Source organism: Actinomyces naeslundii (genome assembly GCF_001956585.1).
GTDB lineage: Bacteria > Actinomycetota > Actinomycetes > Actinomycetales > Actinomycetaceae > Actinomyces > Actinomyces naeslundii.
In genome coordinates, this window is the sequence record NZ_MSRR01000018.1 from 95,670 (window position 1) to 111,655 (window position 15,986).

Here is a 15,986-nt window from a genome sequence, read left to right on the forward strand (position 1 = left end):
CCGGGGCGTCACAGGGCACTCATGACGTGCTTGATGCGGGTGTAGTCCTCCACGCCGTAGACGGAGAGGTCCTTGCCGTAGCCGGACCGTTTGAATCCGCCGTGCGGCATCTCCGCAACGAGGGGGATGTGGCAGTTCACCCAGACGCAGCCGAAGTCCAGGTCCCTGCTGAATCGCAGGACACGCTGGTGGTCGGTCGTCCAGATGGACGAGGACAGGGCGTAGTCCACGCCGTTGGCCAGGGCCAGGGCCTCGTCGTCGGAGGAGAACTCCTGAACGGTCAGGACCGGACCGAAGACCTCCTGCTGCACGAGTGCGTCGTCCTGCTTGAGTCCCGAGATGACGGTGGGCGCGTAGTAGTACCCGCTCTCGCCGACGCGGTGGCCGCCGGTCAGCAGGTGGGAGTGCGCGGGCCGCTCCTCGACAATCTTCTGCACGGATTCGAAGTGCCGGGCATTGTTCAGGGGACCGTAGAACGCCTCCTCCTCGGGAATCGGGCCGGTCCGCAGGGACTCTGCGTGACGCACCAGCGCGTCGGTGAACTCCTTGGCCACCGAGGCCTCGACCAGGACGCGGGTGGCGGCGGTGCAGTCCTGCCCGGAGTTGAATATCCCTGCGGCGGCGATGCCCTCGGCGGCCGCCTCGATGTCGGCATCGGCGAAGACGATGGCGGGGGCCTTGCCTCCGAGCTCGAGGTGGACGCGGGTCACGTTGCCGGCCGCCTGTTCGGCGAGATCCGAGCCTGCGCGCACCGATCCCGTGAGCGCGACCAGCCCGGGCACCGGGTGGGAGCTCATGAGGCGCCCGGTCTCTCCGGTGCCGAGCACCAGGTTGAAGACCCCGGGCGGGAGGATCTCACTGGCGATCTCGGCGAAGACGACGGCGCTCTCGGGCGTGTTGGCACTCGGCTTGAGCACCACCGTGTTGCCTGCGGCCAGAGCGGGCCCGACCTTCCAGATGAGCATCATGAAGGGGTAGTTCCACGGGACGATCTGCCCGACGACGCCGATGGGCTCGCGGCGAATCTGCGAGTTCAGCCCCTCGGCGTACTCGCCCGAGGCGACACCCGACTGGAGGCGGGCGGCCCCGGCGAAGAACCGCAGCTGAGAGGCCCCTGTCATGACCTCCTCCGCCCGGATCATCTCGGCGAGCTGACCGGTGTTGCGGCGCTGAGCCTCGACGAGCCGGTCGGCATTGGCCTCCAGGGCGTCGGCGAGCCGGAGCAGGAGCATCTGCCGTTCCGCCGGCGTTGTCAGCCGCCAGCTCTCGAAGGCCTTGAGGGCGGCGTCGTAGGCGGCGTCGACATCGGCGGGCCCTGAGAGCGGGCACTGCGCTACGACCTGTTCCGTTCGGGGATCCACGACGTCGAACGTGGCATCGGTGGCTGCCGGAATAAATATTCCATCAATGAAATTCTGGAGGAGAGGAAGGCTCATGTGAATCACTCTGCTTCTTGGCTTCGGCGGGACGTCGGTGTCGAGGTGAGAAGTGTCGAAAGTCGAAAGAATGAGACGACTCGGGCCTCTACTGCCCAAGCTCACGCAGGACCCATGCAGGCCACATCGCCGCTAGCGCCCGACGCGCCACAAGTCCTGTGACAACAACGCGGGCTAAGGTCCTAGGTGACGGCATCATAGTAAACACACACCACCAAGTATGTCGAACATCACGTTCCTTGCTTCATGGAATCGCGCCAACACAAGGAAAAGTCGCCCACATGCGAGATGACGGACCGTCACTCCGCCAAAAAATGTAACGCAAACCACAAATTTGCCCGCTGCTCGGCATCCTCGACATCGACGCCGAGCGCCCTCCTCAGGCGCACAAGACGTGCGGGGACGGAGTTGCGATGCACCCCCAGACGCTCGGCGATGCGCTGCACCGCCCCGGCCTCGCTGAGGTAGACCTCCAGCAGCTCGAGCAACTCGGGCTGATCGATGACGCCCCCGAGGCGGGCGCGGGCGAAGGCACGAGCCCGATCCTCATCCAGGAGGTCTGTGACCGACGGCAGCCCCGAGGCCTCCCAGCGCACCGCCTGTCCGAGCTGTCGAGCGCCGGTGCAGACGGACAGCGCCTGCTGTGCACCCCGCTGCAGGTCAGTGATGCCGGTGGGGCCGCTGACTCCGATCCGCATCCGCCTGGTCCATGGTGCGACACGGCCGTCCTCGAGAAGCGCGGGAACGCGCTCGGCCTCACCAAGGATTGTCAGGCGGTCCCCGCCCCGGTCCGTGCGCCACAGAAGCCGTTCCCCCACTGCAGCCCCCCGCCTCTCGACGAGCAGGCGGGCCAGCACCGTGGAGAGCCCGGCAACGGCGGCACTGCCACCCTCGAGGCAGATGACACGCCACTGATGGCCGCCACCGGCAGCGGACACCGACCGCCGCTCCGGAGACGGGAGGCGTGTGAGGACGAGCTCTTGAACCTGGTCCGCCAGTGCCAGTCCCTGCGCAACCTCACCCGCCAGGAGATGCTCGGCAGCCGCCCCCACGAGCCGGAGGAGCCATCCGGTGAACGCCTTGGAGGACTCGGCGATGAGATTCAGAAACGACCAGGCGAGATCGACTCCCAGGGTCTGGGCGCGCGTGAGTGTCTCGCGCTGAACGGTCACCAGGTAGCTCTCGGGCTCCCCGGTGATGCCGACAGGGCGAACGACCAGCCGCATATCATCACCGAGCCCGACCGCCCCGGCTCCTCGCATCCCTCCCGGACGGATCCTGTCGATGCACTCGGCGACCTCGTCGTCGATCCCCGTAGCCACCGGACCGAAGGGGCCGACCACGGTGCGCCCCGCGGCGTCCCGCAGGGATACCTCCCCCCGGAGGATCGAGGCCAGGGCACGCATGATCGCGCTCTGGTTGTCCTTGGCGGCTGCACGCGTCAGCTGCTGCAGGACCAGGGTCTCCTCGTCCCCCGCCCCCTCGGCGCCGATCTCGGGCTCGGCCGTCTGAAGCATGGCCCCCACTTCACGGCTGATGGAGGCGAAGGAGACCTCGAGGGGGACCTCGAGGAGATTGAGCCGCCCGATCCGGCAGGCCTCGCGCAGATCCTCGGGCACGGTGTCGAAGGCGATGCCGGTTCCCAGTCCGAGTGCGGCGACTCCTGCCTCGACCAGTGATGCCACGTACTCCCGCCACGTGCCCGCCTCGGCATCGGCCATGACGAGTCCCGTGGTGAGAACGAGCTCACCGCCCTCGAGGTAGGACGCCGGTTGGAGGAGCTCGGTCGCGACGACCCAGGTGAGCGCGGCACGCGGTGCGGGCAGGAGCACCGCCTGAACCCCCAGGTCCGCTCGATCCATGAGATCCGACACCAGCACCATGTCTGGATTCAAACACCGTTCTATGCATCATGCACAGGATTCGCGACATTTTGTGCAGCACGCTTAGGTGTTCAGCCCTAGGAGCGGGCATAGCCTGAAGCGGAACTCATAGCCGAGCACGTTATCTACGACATCCCGGAGCGCTCTGTTCCACTGCAGATCTCCGCCCGTCACGACACACTGTGAGGTCCACATGGCAACGCTGCCCCAGACCATTCATCTCACCACTCCTCTGCCCGGCCCCGAGGCCCGCACCCTCGACGAACGCGCCGGCGCCGCACTCCCACGCGCCCTGACCGCCGCCATGCCGACATTCGCACGGCGCACGGACCGCGGCGTCCTGGAGGACGTGGACGGCAACCGTCTCATCGACTTCGGATCAGGCATCGCGGTGACAACCGTGGGCGGTGCGGCGGCGCCCGTCGCCGCTGCGATCCAGGAACAGGCCGAGAACCTGACGCACACCTCCTTCGCCGTCACGAGGTACGCCGGCTACATCGAGGTCGCCGAACGCCTGAACGCCCTGACCCCGGGCAGCTTCCCGAAGAAGACCGCACTGTTCAACTCCGGGGCGGAGGCCGTCGAGAACGCCATCAAGCTCGCCCGCAGGCACACCGGCCGCCAGGCGGTGGTCTGCTTCGACCACGCCTTCCACGGGCGCACCTCCCTGACCATGGGACTGACGGCCAAGGTCGCCCCCTACAAGGGCGGTTTCGGCCCCTTCGCCCCGGAGCTCTACCGGGTTCCCGGCTCCTACCCGTACCGCGATGGACTGGACGGCGAGGCCGCCGCCGAGCGCACGATCAGTCAGATCGAGAAGCAGGTGGGGGCGTCCTCCGTCGCCGCCGTCATCATCGAGCCCATTCAGGGCGAAGGCGGGTTCATCGTTCCGGCCCCCGGCTTCCTCACCGCGCTCCAGCGCTGGTGCCACGACAACGGCGCGGTCTTCATCGCCGACGAGATCCAGTCGGGAATCGCCCGCACCGGGGCATGGTTCGCCTGCGACCACGAGGGAGTCGTTCCCGACCTGGTGACGACCGCCAAGGGCCTGGCCGGGGGCATGCCGCTGTCGGCAGTCACCGGTTCGGCCGAGATCATGGACTCCGCCGAACCGGGTGCCCTCGGCGGCACCTACTGCGGCAACCCCCTGGCCTGCGCCGCCGCCCTGGCGACCCTGGACATGATCGAGGAGCACGATCTCCTTGGACGGGCCCGCACGATCGGCGAGACCGGCATCCGCCTGTTGGAGCAGTGGAAGGCGAAGGACCCCCGCATCGGCGAGGTCCGGGGCAAGGGCGCCATGATGGCTCTTGAGCTCGTCGACCCCGTCTCACAGAAGCCCGACGCCGCACTGACCGCCGCCGTCGCGCAGGCCGCGCGCTCACGCGGTCTGATACTGCTCACCTGCGGCACCTACGGCAATGTCATCCGCCTGCTGCCGCCGGTGACCATGCCGGACGAGCTCTTCACCGAGGGCATGGAGATCCTTGAGCAGGCACTCCGAGACCAGCCCTGACCCCCTCATTCCACCCACGTCTCAAGGCCGCTCCGGCCCGGATCATGACGCTCCACCCGACCGACTCAGGAGGTAGCTCCATGCCCTCGACCCCTCACCCCCTCGCCGATGCTCGCGCGCAGCTCGCCGAGGCGATCCAGTTCCTCGGCTTTGACGACGGAATGCGTCGCATGCTCGAGACCGCCCGTAAGGAGGTGACGGTCTCAATTCCGCTGCGGCGCGACGACGGCACGATGGAGCTGCATATCGGCCACCGCGTCCAGCACAACATCTCTCGTGGCCCCGCGAAGGGAGGGATCCGTTACTCCCCCAACGTGGACCTCGACGAGGTCCGAGCGCTGGCCATGTGGATGACATGGAAGTGCTCTCTTCTCGATCTGCCCTACGGCGGAGCAAAGGGAGGGGTCCAGGTGGACCCGCGGGCCCACTCGGAAAGAGAGCTCGAACGCCTGACCCGCCGCTACACCTCGGAACTGATTCCTCTCATCGGGCCCGGCAAGGACATCCCCGCTCCCGATATGGGCACCGACGAGCAGACCATGGCCTGGATGATGGACACCTACTCGGTGGCCACGGGGCACACCGTGCTGGGGACCGTCACCGGCAAGCCGGTCAATCTCGGTGGATCACAGGGACGGGCCGCAGCCACGTCCCGCGGCGTCGTCTACTCCGCTCTCAACGCGATGGAGAGCATCGGCCTGACCCCCTCACAGGCCACCGCGATCGTTCAGGGCTTCGGCAAGGTCGGCCGGGGCACCGCCCGCTTCCTTCACGAGGCGGGCGTGAAGGTCCTGGCCGTAGCGGACGTCTACAGCACGATTCGCAACGACAAGGGCATCGACGTCCCCGCGCTCGAGGCCTTCGTGGATGAGACCGGTACCGTCGACGGGTTCCCCGGCGCGGATCCGATCCCCCCGAGCGACCTCTTCGCGATTCCCTGCGACGTGGTCGTTCCTGCGGCCGTCGAGGGGGTCATCACCGAGCAGACCGCACCGACGATCGACGCCAAGCTGGTCGTCGAGGGCGCCAACGGCCCGACGACGCCCACGGCCGACGCGATCCTGGCCGACAAGGGGATCCTGGTCGTACCGGATATCCTCGCCAACGCCGGTGGCGTCATCGTGTCCTACTTCGAGTGGGTGCAGGCCAACCAGTCCTACTGGTGGACCGAGAAGGAGGTCAATGAGCGCCTGCGCACCAGGATGGACAAGGTATGGAACGAGGTCTCGGACTTCTCCAGGGATCACGGGCTGTCACTGCGCACCGCGGCGACGACAATGGCCGTCAAGCGCGTTGCCGAGGCCCACGTCTCCCGCGGTCTCTACCCGTGATGCGCGGCAGACGACAGTCGATACTCAGGGAGCACAACCATGGCTGACACAAGACCAGGCGCGGCCGCTGGCACGGCGGCGGCGTACACGACCCTCGGAGCCCACCCGGCTCTGGCCGACTACCTGCGCAGGATCCGCCCCGAGGAGGGGATGCTCCTGGGCGGGCGGATGACGGCAGCGTCCGACGGCGGAACCTTCGACGTCGTCGACCCCGCCAGCAACGCCGTATTCGCACGCTGCACGGATGCGACTCCGGCGGATGCCGCACGCGCCGTCGACGCCGCCTCCGAGGCGCTGCCGACATGGAGCGCCACCCCGCCGCGGCAGCGCGCTGAGCTGCTGCGGACCCTGTTCGACCTCATGGTGGGACAGGCCGAGGAGCTCGCGGTGCTCATCAGCGCCGAGAACGGCAAGTCGTTGGACGATGCCAGGGCGGAGGTCCTCTACGCGGCCGAGTTCTTCCGATGGTTCTCCGAGGAGGCGGTGCGCACCGAGGGCGGTTTCGGCTCCTCCCCGGCAGGCGGGACCCGGACGATCGTCACGCACCGGCCGATCGGGGTGGTCGCCATGATCACCCCCTGGAACTTCCCGGCGGCGATGGGGACCCGCAAGATCGCCCCGGCCCTGGCCGCCGGGTGCACGGTGGTGCTCCGCCCCGCGTCCCTCACGCCCCTGACGGCGGTGGCACTGGGCCATCTGATCCTGCAGGCCGGCATGCCCGCGGGCGTGGTGAACATCGTGCCCTCGAGCCGGTCCGCGGAGGTGTCGACGACGTGGCTCGAGGACTCCCGGGTCCGAGCCGTCTCCTTCACCGGATCGACCCAGGTCGGTCGTGTGCTCATGAAGCAGGCGGCGGAGAAGGTACTGGTGTCGTCCATGGAGCTCGGGGGGAACGCGCCCTTCGTGGTGGCGGCCGACGCCGATATCGACGCCGCGGTGACGGGCGCCGTCCAGGCCAAGCTCAGGGGCGGTGGCGAGGCCTGCACCGCCGCCAACCGCTTCTACGTCCACCAGGACGTCGCCCAGGAGTTCACCGAGAAGTTCTCCGCCGTCGTCCGCGACCTGAGGGTCGGGCCGGCTCTGGCGGACGAGGCGAACCAGATCGGCCCCCTGGTGACAACGGCTGCCCGCGACAAGATCAACGCCCTGGTGGATGGGGCGGTGGCCGGGGGCGCCGTCGTCTATGCCGAGTCCTCCTGGCCCCGGGAGTCTCCGGGAGCGTTCGTACCGGTGCGGGTCCTCACGAATGTCGCCCCCGACGCGGAGATCGTGCGCACCGAGATCTTCGGCCCCGTCGCCCCGATCGTCACCTGGGACGACGAGGACGAGCTGCTGACGTGGATCAACGATACGGACTACGGGCTGTCGGGCTACGTCTTCTCCCGCGACCTCGGGTGGGCACTGCGCCTGGCCGAGCGCATGGAGGTCGGGATGGTCGGCGTCAACCGTGGGCTCGTATCCGATCCCGCTGCCCCCTTCGGGGGCGTCAAGCAGTCCGGTATCGGGCGTGAGGGCGCGCGCGAGGGGATCCGTGAGTTCCAGGAGACTCAGTACTACTCGGTCGCCTGGCGCTGAGGGGCCCGCCCCCGAGCAGTGCTCGACCGCGAGGGTCGATGTCATCGATATACGTGGTGCCCCGGGCCGAGAGCCCGGGGCACCAGTGCGCTGACACTCAGGTCGTCAGCGGTTCAGGAGGCCTTGGGGTAGGCCTTCTGAACGGCGTCGAGCATCTCGAGGGCCGAGTAGTAGTCCAGCCGGAAGGATGAGGGCGGCATGTACTGCACCTTGCCTCCGGTCACCGGGGCTGCCGAGCTGAAGGTCTCGTTGCTGGTGACGGCGTTCTTCGCCGTCTCGTCGGCGGCGATGACCACCCAGTTCTCACCGGTCAGTCCCGCCTGGACGTTCTCGGGCGAGAGCTGGACGATGTCCTTGCGGTCACCCATGGACTGGTCACCCTTGACGTTGTCGGGGACGGTGGCGATGGTGAAGCCCAGGTCCTTGAGGAGCTGGACCTGCGGGGCCTCCTCGGTGAAGGCGTTGGCGCCCTTGGTGCCGTCCCCGGGGACCGTGAAGACCGACGTCGCCCCCTGCGGGACGGCGATGGCGCCCTTGGCCTTCTCCGCCTTGGTGGTGTAGTCCTTGACGACGGAGTCGGCCTTGGCCTGGCGGCCGGTGGCCTGGCCCAGGGTCTTGGTGACGTCCTGCCAGGAGTGCGATCCGTAGTCGATGACGAGGACGGGGACCTCGAGCTGGCGCAGGCTCTCGACGACCTTGACGGCCGAGTCCTGCCCCGTCTTGGCGACGATGATGAGGTCGGGGTTGTCGCCGGCGACCGTCTGGGCGAGGTTGTCCTCAGTCCCGTCGATGGCCTTGACGCCCTTATCGGTGGCCTGCTTGGACCACTGGGTGAAGAAGCCGTTGTCGTCGGTCTTCTCGTCCTTCTTCTTGGCCGGCGTCGAGGCGACCACCGGGGCGTCGATGGCCAGAAGCGATCCGGTCAGCGTCACCGAGGTGGACACGATGCTCTTGGGCTCGGCCTTGATCTCGACGTCGACGCCGTCGTCCCCCTTGACGGTGACCGGCCAGGTGGCCTCGGTGGAGGCTCCGGCCGAGGCGGCACCGGAGGCCCCGGCCGAGGCTGCGCCGGAAGCCCCTGCGGAGCCGGAGGCGGATGAGGTGGAGGTCGAGCCGGAGGAGCCGCAGGCCACCAGGCCGGTGCTCAGCACCATGGCTGCCACGGCGAGGATGCCCTGCCTCAGGCGGCTGGCACGCCGCGAGGATGCGTTCATCTATCTGTGTTCCTTTCTTATCCGTCCTGCTGGGAGCGAGCAGTCGGGCTGGTGCCTGCCGAGGCGGGTTCGGCAGAAGGCTGTGGTGCCGGACCTCCGGCAGAGTCGGCGCGAACGGCGGGGGCCGTAGCAGGGGCGGTGCCGGCCGGCGTGACCGCGCCCAGGTGACGGGGCACCACCATGGGGGTGCCTGCGACCGGGTCGGGAGCGATGACGGCCGCCAGTCCGAAGACCTCCTCGATGAGGTCCTCAGTGAGGATCCTGCGCGGGGAGCCGGTGACGCGGACCCGGCCGTCGTGCATGACGATCATGTGCTCGGCGCAGCGCGCGGCCTGGTTGAGGTCGTGCAGGACGGCCACCACCGTGCGTCCGTCGGCGTTGAGACGGCGGCACAGCTGGAGGATGTCGACCTGGTGGGCCAGGTCGAGGAAGGTGGTGGGCTCGTCCAGGAGGATCGTCTCGGTGCCCTGGGCCAGGGCCAGGGCGATCCACACGCGCTGACGCTGGCCACCGCTGAGCTCATCGACGGGGCGGGCGGCCAGGTCGGTGACCCCCACCATCTCCATGGCCTCCTCAACGGCCGCCCGGTCCTCTTGCGACCACTGGCGGAACAGGCCCTGGTGGGGGAAGCGACCGCGGGCCACGAGGTCGCGCACCAGCATGCCGCCGGGCACGACGGCGCTCTGGGGCAGCAGGCCGACCCTGCGGGCCACCTCCTTGGTACCCAGGCGGACGATGTCAGCGCCATCGAGGAGAACCGCCCCTCGGGTGGGCCGGTGCAGACGGGCCAGGGCGCGCAGCAGCGTGGACTTCCCACAGGCGTTGGGCCCCACGATGGCGGTGAAGACGCCGGCCGGGACGTCGACGTCGAGGTCACGGGAGACCACGTGGCTCTCGTAAGCGATGGTCGCACCCCGGGCGGCCAGCCGAGCCTCGGAGGCAGCTGGTCCGGCGCCGGCGTTCAGATCGGTGGAGAGCAAGTCGGTCACAGGGATCTCCTTCCGCGCGCCGCCACGGTCAGCGCCACCATGAGGTAGAGCCCGCCGACGGCGTTGGTCACCACACTCGCGGGCATCGACTCGAGCAGCAGCTGGCTGAGCAGGTCGGCGCCCGCCAGCAGGAGGCTCCCGGTCAGGCCGGATACCAGCAGCGGGGGCTGAGGGGAGCCGGTGAGGAGGCGGGCCAGATGGGGCGCTACGAGGGCCACGAAGCCGATGGGGCCGGCCGCCATCGTCACCACGGCCACCAGCACGGTGCCCAGCAGGACGAGGAGGGCGCTGGCGCGGCGGGTGGGGCTGCCCAGGATGGTGGCCACCTGCTCCCCCAGGGACAGGACCCGCAGGTGCCGGGAGGCCAGCAGGGTGAGGGTCACGGTGACCCCGATGGCCAGGCAGATCGGGGTGACTACCGGCCACCGGGCGGCCCCGAGGCTGCCGGTGATGGCCTTGAGGGCGCCCAGGCCCTCGTCGTCGTCGACCCGCACCAGGAGCCAGCGGTTGACGGAGACGAGCATGGAGCTGATGGCGATCCCCACGAGGATGAAGCGCAGGCCGGTGAATCCGCCGCGCAGGGAGACGAGGTAGGTCACCACCCCTACGGCGGCCCCGCCGATGAAGGAGGCCAGGGAGGTGGACAGCATGGAGCCGGGCAGGAGCAGGACGCTGACCAGGATCCCGGTCTGCGCGCCCGTGCTGAAGCCGATGAGGTCGGGTGATCCCAGGGGGTTGCGGGTGATGGTCTGGAAGACGGCGCCGGCCACGCCCAGGGCCAGGCCCGCCACGAGCCCCAGCAGGATCCGGGGCAGCTTCCACGTGACGACGACGACCTGGACGATCCTGCGCCCCCGCCCCTGGAGCGCGTCGATGACCTCCTGGGTGGAGACGGTGAGCTTTCCCAGGCGCAGGGCGGCCACGGCCACCGCGAGGCCGAGCGCCAGCAGCATGAGGCCGATGAGGACGTGTCGAGGGCTGATGAGCACGGACCAACGGCCGACGACGATCCACAGGCGTCCGCCGTCGGTCCCCACGTGGAGACGACGGCGCGGGCCGGCAGCGGCGGGAGGACGCACCGCAGCGGCGGCACGGTTCAGTCTGATTCCCCTCATGAGGCCCGGTCCTTCATCCGCAGGACCATGAGCAGCAGGACGGGCGAGCCCACGAAGGCCGTCAGCAGACCGACCTGCATCTCGCCGGGGCGGGCCAGGACGCGCCCCAGCACGTCGGCGGCCAGGACGACGACAGGACCGCCCAGCGCGCACAGCGCCACGATCCAGCCCCGGTGGGGTCCCATGAGCCAGGAGGCCGTCAGCGGGGCCATGAGCCCGACGAACCCGATGGGGCCGGCGACCGTGGTGGCGGTGGCGCACAGGAGCGTGATGACCACCAGGCTCAGACCCCGCACGAGGCCGACCCGGGTGCCCAGGGCGGCGGCGACGTCGTCGCCCAGGGCGATGTTGTCCAGGGCGCCGGCCAGGAGGAGGGCCGCGCCGGCTCCCAGGACCACGAGGAGCGTCATCGGCAGCAGGGGGATATCGGCGCGGGTCAGGGAGCCGACCTCCCAGTCGATGAAGGTGCGGAACAGGTTCGGCATCGCCAGCACGACGCCGCGGATGACCGCCCCGGCGAAGGCCGAGAAGGCAACGCCGATAAGCACCAGACGCACCGGCGAGGAGGTTGAGCCACCGATCATCCCGATGACCTGGACGAGCGCGGTGGCGGTCAGGGCGCCACCGGCCGCCAGAAGGAGCTGACCGGGGACCGGGAGCACGCCGAGCGCTGCGGTACCCAGGACGATGCCCAGCGAGGCACCGGCGTTGACGCCGAGCAGCCCGGGCTCGGCCAGGGGGTTGCGGGTGACGGCCTGCATGATCGCGCCGGCCACCGCCAGGGCGGCGCCCACGAGCACGCCGATGATGGTGCGCTGCACGCGCAGGACGTTGATGTTGTAGGAGACGTTGGAGGCGTCCGGGTGGAGCAGGTAGTGGGCGACCTGGTCTGCGGGGATCCTGGAGGAGCCGACGAACAGGGAGGCCAGGACGCACAGGGCCAGCAGCGCGACGGCAGCCAGGAGGATGGCCGGACGGCGTGCGACCACGCGAGCACTCACCTCCGCCACTCTCTGAGAACGGGAGCGAGGACGGCCCCGAGGACCCCGATCGGCATCTACTCTCCCCACGTCACATGTACAAAGGTAAACCTAACCTAAAAGGTGGGGTGATGTCTGTCAAACCTGGACTGACCTGTCGTTTTAATCATCGCACCAGCACCACCCAACAGAAGGACGGGGCCGAGCACATCCTCCTCACGGAGTATGTCGCACGTGTATACACTCAGCGTATAGTCGTGAGCATGGAATCCAGACTCATTCTTCTTGGCCTGCTCAGCGCCGGACCTGGGCACGGATACGACCTCAAGCGATCCTGGGACCACTGGTTCGCCGCCTCCAAGCCGCTGGCCTACGGCCAGGTCTACGCCACGCTCGCCCGCCTGGTGCGCGACGGGCTCATCACCCAGATCGAGACCGAGCCCGGAGCCGGCCCGGAGCGCAAGCGCTACGAGGTCACCGACGCCGGACGCCAGAGCGTCGAGCAGTGGCTCCTGACCCCCGTCGCCCCGGCCGGCGACGTCCAGGCCGACATTTTCGCCAAGACCGTCATCGCCCTCATGCTCGACGACGACGCCGGGCGCCTCCTCGACCTCCAGCGCGCCGAGCACATGGCGCGCATGCGCGAGCTGACCCGCCTCAAGCAGGACGGCGACCTGCGCACGGTGCTGCTGGCCGACCACGCCCTGTTCCATATCGAGGCCGATCTGCGCTGGATGGAGACCACTGCGGCCCGCCTGGGCGAGCTGCGAGCGGAGGTACGCTCATGAGTGCCACCACTGTCACGGCCGCCGGCGTCGACCCCGCTCCTGGACAGGGCGAGGCACACCCGCCGGGCGAGGTCATCATGCGCGCCCGCGGCCTGGAGATGAGCTTCGGGCGGACCCACGCGCTGCGCGGCGTCGACCTGGATCTCCTGGCCGGTGAGGTCCTGGCCGTGACCGGCCCGTCGGGCTCGGGCAAGTCCACCCTCCTGCACGTCATGGCCGGGGTCCTCGTGCCCGACGCCGGAAGCGTCAGCTACCACGGAGGCAAGTCGCCTGGAGGCGGCGCGACGGACGTCGCTGAAGACATCGCTGTGAACATCGCTGTGCTGGACGAGGCCGCCCGCAGCCGCCTGCGCCTGAACGAGTTCGGCTTCATCTTCCAGTTCGGCCAGCTCCTGCCGGACCTCTCCGCCCTGGACAACGTCACCATCCCCCTGCTCCTGGCCGGCACCCCGCGCAGAAGGGCGCTGGCCCAGGCCCGCGAGGCCCTGGGCGAGCTGGGACTGAGCGAGCACCTGGACAAGCGCCCCACCCAGCTCTCGGGCGGGCAGGCTCAGCGGGCCGCCGTCGCCCGGGCGCTGGTGACCGGTCCGCGCATCCTCTTCGCCGATGAGCCCACCGGTTCCCTGGACTCCCTGGCCGCCGAGCGAACCATGGAGGTGCTGCTGGCCTCGGTACGCTCCCGCGGCGCCAGCCTGGTCATCATCACCCATGACGCGCGCGTCGCCGCCTACGCCGACCGGGAGGTCACCGTGCGTGACGGCCGTGTCGGGCCCGGCGCCACACGGGCCGGTTCCGGCCCGAGCGCGCCCAGGCACGCCGCCACCGGGAGCCGGTCATGAGCCGCATCGCCCTGACCCGTCTGCTCGTCGCCAACGACCGCTCCGCCCGGCGCCGCCTGGCCGGGATCGTCGCCGGCGTCATGGTGGGGGTGGCGCTGTTCCTCATGCTGCTGGCCGCCGCCCAGGCCTTCCCCGAGCGCAGCATGCGCTCCAGCTGGCCGTCCACGGCCCTCCTGCCCGGCCTCTCCCAGCAGTCGCGCCACACGGACCTCCAGCCCGACCACGTTCTGAAGGGCAGCGAGCTGGCCGTCGCCAGCAGCTCCGACGTCACAGGCAGCAAGCCGATCACGGTCCTGCAGGTGGCCCTGCCGGAGTCGGGCACCACCTCGGTGAGGATCCCGGGCTCCGACGTCGTACCGAAGCAGGGCGAGTACCTGGCGTCGCCGGCTCTGGCCAAGCGCATCGCCTCCCTTCCCGCCGACCAGCTCGGCGACCGCTATGGCAGGCAGGTGGGCGTCCTGAGCCCTGACGCCGTCGAGGGCCCGGACTCGCTCGTGGCCGTCGTCGGGACGGATCTGGGAACCGTGGCCTCCTCTCAGTCCTACATCCCTCCCCAGGTGGTCACCTCGTTCCAGGGCATCCCCTACGAGAACGAGGCGTATCGGATCGCCATGCTCATCGGCGCCATTGCGGTGCTCGTGCCCGCGCTGCTGCTCATCGGGATCGTCACCGACCTGGGGGCGGCGCAGCGGGCCGAGCGCTTCGCCACCCTGCGCCTCATCGGGGCCACGCCTCAGCAGGTGGCCCGCACCGCGGCCCTCGAGATCGGGGCCACCACCTTCGTCGGCGCCCTGGCGGGCGTGGCGCTCTATCTGGCCATGATCCCTGTGGCCGCGCAGATCTCGCTGGGGTCGAGCAGCTTCTACCACTCCGACCTGCTGCGCTCACCGGTCAACGCGGTCCTCGCCGTCGCCGTCACCACGGCGGGAGCGGCGGCCGTGGCCTGGTGGCGCACGCGACGGGCCGACCTCGGCCCTCTGGGCGGGTCCCGCGAGCGTACCGAGCGTCGCCCCCGCCTCATCTCGCTGGCACCCGTGATACTGGGGACCGCGGGGCTGGTCAGCACCCCGGCGGTGGCCCACCAGAAGTCCGCACTGACCATCTACCTACTGCCCGCCTCCTTCCTGTGCGCGATGCTGGGGCTGCTGTGGGCCGGGCCGCTCCTGACCTGGTGGGTTGCGCGAGGAGGTCGGGCGCTGGCCCGATCGGCGGCGCAGGTCATCGGCTTCAACCGCATCACCCAACACCCTCGGGCGGTCTTCCGAGCGGTGGCGGGCGTCGTTATCGCCGTCTACGCCATGACGGTCTTCGCCGTCGCCATCACAGTCGCCGCGGGCACCCGCGACATCACTCAGGGCAACGGCCACTTGTCCCCCTCGACGCTTGAGGCCATCCCTGCGGTCAGCGACGAGGGCACCCTGGAAAGCGCCGTCGACCGGCTCGCCGCCGTCCCCGGGGTGACGACGGTCGCGGTAGGGAGGATGAGTGAAGACTCCAGGCAGGAGGGTCAGGTCATCCTCGAGGCCGACAAGGCGGAGGCCCTCGGAGCGCCGCACGTGGAATCTCCTAACGGCGCGGTGAGCATCAGTACCCGGTGGCTGTATGAGAACACGGCCGCCTCGCCGTCACCGGTCAGTGCCGAGGAGCTGGCGACCGCCCGTGAGCAGGGCGCGCCCATCCTCCTCGTGGGCACCGACCCGGCCAGCCCCGGAGCCGTCGAGCGGGCCCGCACCTCCCTGGCCACCTCCGGACTGGTTCTGGGAACCTCCCCCTCCTCGCCCAGCTCGATCCAGAGCATCCAGGACAGCGCCATGGAGAACCAGTTCGCCCGGCTCGGCTACATCGGCATCCTCATCGCCGCGGGCATCTCCGCGGTCTCGCTCGGGGTCTCGACGGTGGCGGCGCTGCTGGGGCGCAGGCGGGTCCTCGGCCTGCTGCGGCTGGTCGGCATGCCGCCGGCGACGCTGCGCTCCATGGTCTCCTACGAGACGGTGCTGCCGGCGGCCACGGCTCTGGTCATGAGCATCGGCCTGGGCTGGTTGACCGCGTGGGCTCTGGTCGGCGGGGTCTCGGGCCGCCGTATCAGCTGGCCGGACGGAGGCTACTGGCTGGTGCTGGGAGCCTGCCTGGCACTGGTAGCGGTGGCGACCCTGGTCAGTGCCCGCTACGGCCGCCGCATGCTGACCGCCACCACCGTCCGATTCGAGTAGCGGCGGTTCATGGTGTCCATATCGGTGACAAAGGCCTTGACCGGGCTCAGTTACGGAAAAGACAACCGCATGATTCCACGGTTCCTTTCGGCGGAGTGATGGCCTCGGAA

The 15,986-nt window shown here is 69.5% G+C and carries 12 protein-coding genes; 6 read left to right on the plus strand and 6 right to left on the minus strand.

Features of this window, described 5'->3' with window-relative positions; all coding sequences use genetic code 11:
- Positions 1–8: 8 nt before the first annotated feature.
- Together BKH33_RS08975 and BKH33_RS08980 are read right to left on the minus strand one after the other, a co-directional pair.
- The gene (locus BKH33_RS08975) at positions 9–1,436 is read right to left on the minus strand and encodes an aminobutyraldehyde dehydrogenase (RefSeq protein WP_043538806.1); all 1,428 of its coding nucleotides are present in this window, start codon (positions 1,434–1,436) and stop codon (positions 9–11) included.
- A 299-nt stretch (positions 1,437–1,735) separates the two neighbouring features.
- The gene (locus tag BKH33_RS08980) at positions 1,736–3,319 is read right to left on the minus strand and encodes a PucR family transcriptional regulator (RefSeq protein WP_076070226.1); all 1,584 of its coding nucleotides are present in this window, start codon (positions 3,317–3,319) and stop codon (positions 1,736–1,738) included.
- Between the two features lie 193 nt (positions 3,320–3,512).
- Between BKH33_RS08980 and gabT the strand changes: the two genes are divergently transcribed.
- From gabT to BKH33_RS08995, 3 genes are all read left to right on the plus strand, one after another.
- Positions 3,513–4,835: a 4-aminobutyrate--2-oxoglutarate transaminase gene (gene gabT, locus BKH33_RS08985; protein WP_003780708.1), complete on the plus strand. Its 1,323-nt coding sequence runs from the start codon at positions 3,513–3,515 to the stop codon at positions 4,833–4,835.
- Between the two features lie 80 nt (positions 4,836–4,915).
- Positions 4,916–6,166 carry a Glu/Leu/Phe/Val family dehydrogenase gene (locus tag BKH33_RS08990; protein ID WP_003780700.1) on the plus strand — a complete coding sequence of 417 codons (1,251 nt, stop codon included), beginning with the start codon at positions 4,916–4,918 and terminating at the stop codon, positions 6,164–6,166.
- Positions 6,167–6,205: 39 nt separating this feature from the next.
- Positions 6,206–7,741 carry an NAD-dependent succinate-semialdehyde dehydrogenase gene (locus BKH33_RS08995; protein WP_003780713.1) on the plus strand — a complete coding sequence of 512 codons (1,536 nt, stop codon included), beginning with the start codon at positions 6,206–6,208 and terminating at the stop codon, positions 7,739–7,741.
- Positions 7,742–7,854: 113 nt separating this feature from the next.
- Here the strand turns inward: BKH33_RS08995 and fepB are convergent, their stop codons facing one another.
- From fepB to BKH33_RS09015, 4 genes are read right to left on the minus strand one after another with little or no spacing between them, the layout of a single operon-like run.
- Entirely contained in the window at positions 7,855–8,955 is a 1,101-nt protein-coding gene (fepB, locus tag BKH33_RS09000; protein WP_003780717.1) for a Fe2+-enterobactin ABC transporter substrate-binding protein, read from the minus strand.
- A 17-nt stretch (positions 8,956–8,972) separates the two neighbouring features.
- Positions 8,973–9,944, minus strand: coding sequence for an ABC transporter ATP-binding protein (locus tag BKH33_RS09005; RefSeq protein ID WP_003780693.1), 972 nt, complete (start codon positions 9,942–9,944; stop codon positions 8,973–8,975).
- Positions 9,941–11,059 (minus strand): FecCD family ABC transporter permease, encoded by a 1,119-nt coding sequence (locus BKH33_RS09010; protein WP_003780707.1) that lies wholly within the window; start codon positions 11,057–11,059, stop codon positions 9,941–9,943. Before BKH33_RS09010 ends, BKH33_RS09005 begins: the two co-directional genes overlap by 4 nt.
- Positions 11,056–12,069: a FecCD family ABC transporter permease gene (locus BKH33_RS09015; protein WP_050998468.1), complete on the minus strand. Its 1,014-nt coding sequence runs from the start codon at positions 12,067–12,069 to the stop codon at positions 11,056–11,058. Before BKH33_RS09015 ends, BKH33_RS09010 begins: the two co-directional genes overlap by 4 nt.
- Positions 12,070–12,302: 233 nt before the next feature.
- On the opposite strand from BKH33_RS09015, the gene BKH33_RS09020 reads away from it, so the two are divergent.
- The 3 genes from BKH33_RS09020 to BKH33_RS09030 are packed head-to-tail and all read left to right on the plus strand — an operon-like array spanning position 12,303 to position 15,876.
- A complete protein-coding gene (locus tag BKH33_RS09020; protein ID WP_043538809.1) occupies positions 12,303–12,827 on the plus strand; it encodes a PadR family transcriptional regulator in 525 nt (174 codons plus the stop codon).
- Positions 12,824–13,666, plus strand: a complete 843-nt coding sequence (locus BKH33_RS09025) for an ABC transporter ATP-binding protein (protein WP_003780718.1) — start codon at positions 12,824–12,826, stop codon at positions 13,664–13,666. The genes BKH33_RS09020 and BKH33_RS09025 overlap by 4 nt, the downstream gene beginning before the upstream one ends.
- Positions 13,663–15,876 carry an FtsX-like permease family protein gene (locus tag BKH33_RS09030; protein ID WP_076142701.1) on the plus strand — a complete coding sequence of 738 codons (2,214 nt, stop codon included), beginning with the start codon at positions 13,663–13,665 and terminating at the stop codon, positions 15,874–15,876. Before BKH33_RS09025 ends, BKH33_RS09030 begins: the two co-directional genes overlap by 4 nt.
- Positions 15,877–15,986: the final 110 nt, after the last annotated feature.

Bases quoted from the DNA above. Each gene is read 5' to 3' on its own strand.
- BKH33_RS08975 (WP_043538806.1), bottom strand. From the start codon at position 1,436: ATGAGCCTTCCTCTCCTCCAGAATTTCATTGATGGAATATTTATTCCG.
- BKH33_RS08980 (WP_076070226.1), bottom strand. From the start codon at position 3,319: ATGGTGCTGGTGTCGGATCTCATGGATCGAGCGGACCTGGGGGTTCAG.
- gabT (WP_003780708.1), top strand. From the start codon at position 3,513: ATGGCAACGCTGCCCCAGACCATTCATCTCACCACTCCTCTGCCCGGC.
- BKH33_RS08990 (WP_003780700.1), top strand. From the start codon at position 4,916: ATGCCCTCGACCCCTCACCCCCTCGCCGATGCTCGCGCGCAGCTCGCC.
- BKH33_RS08995 (WP_003780713.1), top strand. From the start codon at position 6,206: ATGGCTGACACAAGACCAGGCGCGGCCGCTGGCACGGCGGCGGCGTAC.
- fepB (WP_003780717.1), bottom strand. From the start codon at position 8,955: ATGAACGCATCCTCGCGGCGTGCCAGCCGCCTGAGGCAGGGCATCCTC.
- BKH33_RS09010 (WP_003780707.1), bottom strand. From the start codon at position 11,059: ATGAGGGGAATCAGACTGAACCGTGCCGCCGCTGCGGTGCGTCCTCCC.
- BKH33_RS09020 (WP_043538809.1), top strand. From the start codon at position 12,303: ATGGAATCCAGACTCATTCTTCTTGGCCTGCTCAGCGCCGGACCTGGG.
- BKH33_RS09025 (WP_003780718.1), top strand. From the start codon at position 12,824: ATGAGTGCCACCACTGTCACGGCCGCCGGCGTCGACCCCGCTCCTGGA.
- BKH33_RS09030 (WP_076142701.1), top strand. From the start codon at position 13,663: ATGAGCCGCATCGCCCTGACCCGTCTGCTCGTCGCCAACGACCGCTCC.